This window comes from Massilia aerilata (genome assembly GCF_042656905.1).
GTDB lineage: Bacteria > Pseudomonadota > Gammaproteobacteria > Burkholderiales > Burkholderiaceae_D > Telluria > Telluria aerilata.
The window spans coordinates 1-5,140 of sequence record NZ_JBHSMZ010000025.1 but is presented as its reverse complement, the minus strand read 5'-3'; the positions used below and the strand labels follow the sequence as shown (position 1 = coordinate 5,140).

At 65.4% G+C, this 5,140-nt stretch carries 4 protein-coding genes; 3 read left to right on the top strand and 1 reads right to left on the bottom strand.

Features of this window, described 5'->3' with window-relative positions; all coding sequences use genetic code 11:
* Positions 1-64: 64 nt before the first annotated feature.
* Positions 65-1,756: a subclass B3 metallo-beta-lactamase gene (bla, locus tag ACFPO9_RS25225; RefSeq protein WP_379776580.1), complete on the bottom strand. Its 1,692-nt coding sequence runs from the start codon at positions 1,754-1,756 to the stop codon at positions 65-67.
* A gap of 151 nt (positions 1,757-1,907) precedes the next feature.
* On the opposite strand from bla, the gene ACFPO9_RS25220 reads away from it, so the two are divergent.
* From ACFPO9_RS25220 to ampC, 3 genes are all read left to right on the top strand, one after another.
* Positions 1,908-3,008 (top strand): sensor histidine kinase, encoded by a 1,101-nt coding sequence (locus ACFPO9_RS25220; RefSeq protein WP_379776577.1) that lies wholly within the window; start codon positions 1,908-1,910, stop codon positions 3,006-3,008.
* Between the two features lie 3 nt (positions 3,009-3,011).
* Complete coding sequence (locus ACFPO9_RS25215) at positions 3,012-3,767, top strand: LytR/AlgR family response regulator transcription factor (RefSeq protein ID WP_379776574.1); 756 nt, start codon at positions 3,012-3,014, stop codon at positions 3,765-3,767.
* A 91-nt stretch (positions 3,768-3,858) separates the two neighbouring features.
* A complete protein-coding gene (gene ampC, locus ACFPO9_RS25210; RefSeq protein WP_379776572.1) occupies positions 3,859-5,004 on the top strand; it encodes a class C beta-lactamase in 1,146 nt (381 codons plus the stop codon).
* The last annotated feature ends 136 nt before the right edge of the window (positions 5,005-5,140 follow it).

Sequence of the window (5,140 nt, the reverse complement as noted above, 5' to 3'; positions counted from 1 at the left end):
GTTATCGTCAGGCTAATTATTATGCAGAGCCCGTCCAGTTAATTCTGGGCGGGCTTTTTGCTTTTCAGCGTGCCTTCTTCAGATACGTCCGCAGTCCGTGCGTCAGTACCAGCGGGAACACGCTCGCGTGATCCTCGTCCGCAAACACTTCCAGTCGCGTCGCCAGTCCTGGATAACGGTGCGACTTCAATGCCGCATCGAATTCGCGCAGGTCGGCGACCATATCGGCATCCTCTTCGCTACGTGAGCGTTTTTTCCCGGCCGCCAGCGTTTCCAGTCCGCCGATACCGAAGAACACCGATGCCGTCATGTCCTTGTGCGCCTGCGCATATGCTTTTTCACGGTCGAACATCACACCGCGGTCGAACCACAGCGAAGGACTACCGAGGATGTAATGTTCGAAGCTCGCCGGCCGCGTCAGCAGTATCTGCAAACCCAGCAGGCTGCCATAGGAGTGCCCGACGAAGATCTTGCGCCGCATGTCGGCGCGGTAGTGCGACCCGATCAGCGGCACCACCTCGTCGGCGATGAAAGCGCCATATGTCTGCGCCTCGCCGAAAGCCACCGCGCGGCCCGGCGTGTCGGACGCATAGCTCTGCGTGCGCGGTATCGACGGCGTATAGTCGCGGCGCCGGCTGTACACGGCGCTATCGCCCTTCGCATAGGACAGGCCGACGACGATCGCTTCCTCCAGGCCCGCATGCTTGGACAGGCGCTGGGCGATGCTGCGCGCTACCGGGAATCCGTAAGCGGCGTCGGTGACGAACAGCACTGGATAGCGCCGCGCCGACGACCGGTAGGATTCCGGCAGGGCGACAAAGACCTGGTAGTCGCGGTTCAAGGCTTGCGAGTGGACGTCGCGCACTTCGGTGTCGTCGAGCAGGTAGGCCGACGGCGCGGTATCGGATTCGGCCGCCATGGTCTTCGCCAGGTAAGCCCGCGCTTTCGCCGCATATTTGCGGCAGCCGTCGCGGTCGACGAAGGCCGCATTCCCTAGTGTCGCCTGCCGGGCCTTCTTCTCCCACAAGTCGCTCAGTTCCGGATGCGCGCTCACCAGCACGTCGCAGTCCAGCGTCTCGACGGTGGCGATCGAACGCTCGACGTCCGCGCGCGCGTTCGGATACAGCGGATTCCTGCTGAAGCTGCGGCCGTCGGCGGCAAGCGCGTTCACGCTGTCGCCATACACGATGTTCATGGTCTTGCCGCCCTCGCTGGCCCGCCAGGTCCAAGTCGTGGCGCCCGGCGTATGGCCTGGGGTGAAGCGGGCCGTGACGGCCAGCGGTCCCAGTTTCACCACCTCGCCGTCGCGCACCGCGCGCGTCTTCGCGATCGGCGTCATTGCCTGCAGGCCGGGATACTGCGCGTCGCGCTCGTCCGGCTGCCCGCTGCGCAGCACCGCTGCCGATGCCGGGCTGGCGAGCACGGTCGCGCCGCTCATCTTCTGCAAGGCTGCGATGCCGCCGGCGTGGTCGAAGTGCTCGTGGCCGTTCAGGATGTAGCGGATGTCCTCGACCTTGAAGCCCAGTTTGCGGACATGCTCGGCGATCTGGTTCGATGCGCCGGGCGGTCCGCCGTCGATGAGGATATGGCCGGCCGGCGAGGTGATCAGCACGGCGCTGATGCCGCCGGTGCCGACATAATAGGTGTTGCCGTACAGGGGGAAGGGATCCTGCGGCGCGTTCCAGTCGGCGGCGCCGGCATCGATGGTGCAGGCGCCCAGGGCGAGGCTCAAGGCAAGGCAGATGGTTGTTTTCATGGGTGAAGAATCAGAGTTGAGAAAAGAGCAGAACGATTCTGCAACTGCCTCGGCATGCCGGCAGCAAGCCGGTGACGAAACTCCGCATCGGCGTGATGAAGCCGATGGCCAAGGCGGTCCGGCATAAGAGCCCCGCTGCTATACTTTTCCGATGACGCCAGCCTCTTCGACCAACACGCCTCCCGCGCCCAGGACCATTGCCACCGTCGTGCTGGTATGGGCGGCGATCAGCGCCCTCGGCGCCCTGCAGACCTACAGCGACAACCTGCGCATCGGCGTCGACAGCCACTATCCCGCCTTGCTGGTCACCTGGTTCATCGAATACGCCGTGCCGCTGATCGTCCTGAGCGCGGGCCTGAGCCTGGTCCTGGCGCGCTGGCCGGCCCTGATCGCGCGGCCGCGTAACGTGTTCGCGCTGTTCGTCGGCCTCGTGCTGGTGTTCCAGCCTGCGCAGTGGACCTACATGGCCTGGCTGCGCGGCTATCTGCACATCGCCAGCCTCGAAGACGCGCGCCTGCTGCTGATGAAGATGCTGCTGGTCGGCTGGTTCTCGACCACCGGCACCTTCGCCGCCATCCTCGCGATTCACTACTGGCGCCAGGCCAGGGAGCGCGAGCTGGCCTGGCAGCGCAGCCAGAACGACATGCTCAACCTGCGCCTGGCCCTGGAACAGCAGCGCATGCTGGCCTTGCGCGCGCAGTTCGAGCCGCACTTCCTGTTCAACGCCCTGAATGCGATCAGCGCATTGGTGCGCGACGGCGACCGCGGCCTGGCACTCGGCGGCATCGGCCGCCTGAGCGACCTGCTGCGCTACGCGCTGTCGGCGAGCGTGCGCAATACCGTCACCGTCGCCGCCGAGCTGCAGTTCGTGCGCGACTACCTTGACCTGCAGCGCCTGCGCTATGGCGAACGCCTGCAGGTGCAGATCGACGGCGATGGGCGGCTGCTGCACGAGGTGGCATGTCCGCCGCTGCTGCTGCAGCCGCTGATCGAGAACGCGCTGCGCCATGACCTCGATTGCCGCGAGGGCCCGAGCGACATCCGTCTCGGCTTCGCCAGGGAGGGGGAGGTGCTGGCGATCCGCGTCGATAACCCCGTCAGCGCGCAAGCCTCGCCGAATCCCGGTGCGGGGCTCGGGCTGGCAAACACGCGCGAGCGCCTGAAGCTGATGCATCCGACAGCCTCGCTGTCGACCAACCAGCAGGACGGCCGCTTCGTCGCCGAAGTCCGCCTGCCGCTGGATCAGGAGTAAGGGATGAGCGTGCGCTACCTGATCGTCGACGATGAAGCACCGAGCCGCGCCAACCTGCGCCTGGCCCTGGCTGCGCATCCGGAATGGCGGCTGCTGGCGGAATGCGACAGCACGGCCGCCGCGCGCAGGGCGCTGGCGGAGCACGAGGTCGACGTGATCTTCCTCGACATCCAGATGCCGTCCGAATCGGGCCTGGTCCTCGCGCGCGAGATCAGCCGCCTGCGCGTGCCGCCATTGATCGTCTTTGCCACCGCCTACAGCGAACACGCGGTCGACGCCTTCGAGGTGCATGCGCTCGACTACCTGCTCAAGCCCCTGAGCGATGCGCGCCTGGCCCAGACCGTCGAGCGCATCGGCGCCATGCTGGGGCAGCGTCAGCGCGAAGCGTATGGCGCCGCGCTGCGCGACTACGTGGACGCCGGCCAGGCTGTCGAGCGGCCGGCGCGCATCAATGTGCGCTCGGTCGGGCGCATCGAGCAGATCCGCGTGGACGACATCCTGTGGGTCGAATCGGCCGGCAACTACGTCGAGCTGCATCTGGAGGGCCGCGCGGTCCTGCATCGCATCACCTTGAACCGCCTGGAAGCGCTGCTCGCACCGGGCGACTTCCTGCGCGTGCACCGCAGCGCGATCGTCAGGCGCAGCCAGATCGCGCGCCTGGAGACCGTCGGCGATGGCAGCTACAGGCTGACGCTGCGTTGCGGCGCCGCGGTGGCCGTCAGCGAACGCTATCTGGGCGCGCTGAAGTCTGGGATGTGACGAAAAGCTGGGGCGCCGGGACGGCCGCACTGGCTGCGCCGGCGGCGTGCTGTCTATACTGGTTCATCGTCAACCAAAACTTTCATCCATCATGCACCTGCACGCCTTTGTCCTTGCCAGTCTCTGCGTTCTGCCCTTGAGCGGCAAAGCCGCACCCGACAAAGCCGCAATCCGCGACGCCGTCGACAAGGCGATCAAGCCCATGATGGCGCAGCACGACGTGCCCGGCCTGGCGGTCGCCGTCACCGTCGACGGCCATGTCAGCTTTTTCAATTACGGCCTGGCGTCGAAAGAAAAGCAGATTCCCGTCAGCGAGACCACGCTTTTCGAACTGGGCTCGGTCAGCAAGACCTTCACCGCCACGCTGGGCTGCTACGCGAAAGGGCAGGGCAAGCTGTCCTTCGACGATCACCCGAGTAAATACATGCCACAGCTGAAGGGCAGCGCGATCGACCGCGCCAGCCTGCTGGAGCTCGGGACCTACACCGCCGGTGGCCTGCCGCTGCAATTCCCTGATGAGGCCGAGGACGATGCGAAGATGCCGGCATACTTTCGCAACTGGACCCCGGACGCGCCACCGGGTATGCAGCGCCGCTATTCGAACCCGAGCATCGGCCTGTTCGGGCACCTGGCGGCGCTCGCGCTGCAATCCAATTTTAGCGATGCGATGGAGGGCCGGCTGTTTCCTGCGCTCGGCCTGAAGCACAGCCATATCCGCGTACCGGCCGCGGCGATGTCCGACTACGCTTGGGGCTACAACAGCGCGAACAAGGCGGTGCGGGTTAATCCCGGCGTCTTCGATGCCGAGGCGTATGGCGTCAAGTCGAGCGCTGCCGACATGATCCGCTTCGTACAGGCGAACATCGACCCAGGCCAGCTAGCGGAACCGATGCGCGAGGCGGTGCAGTGCACGCATACCGGCTATTTCCAGATCGGCGGTATGGTGCAGGGACTCGGCTGGGAGCAATACCGCGCGCCGGTCAGCCTGGCGCAGCTCCAGGCCGGGAATTCCGAGAAGATGAGCCGCGGCCTGAATCCAGCCACCCACTTGCAGCCGCCGCAGGCGCCCTCGCGCGGCACGCTGTTCAACAAGACCGGCGCCACCGGCGGCTTTGGCGCCTATGTGCTCTTTGTGCCGGACGAGCGGGTCGGCATCGTCATGCTGGCGAATAAAAATTATCCGATTCCGGCGCGGATTCAGGCGGCCCACGCCATCCTCGAGCAGTTGCGCAAATAAAGCCGGCAATCTTGCCGACGGCCTGTGTGCAAAAAAAAGCGACGCGTGGCCCTTGCGCATGAGCTCGGCTGTTTGCTATAGTTCGCCTCCTGCTTCTGCAGCGCACGAAAAGTTTAATAGAATCAACGAATTAAAC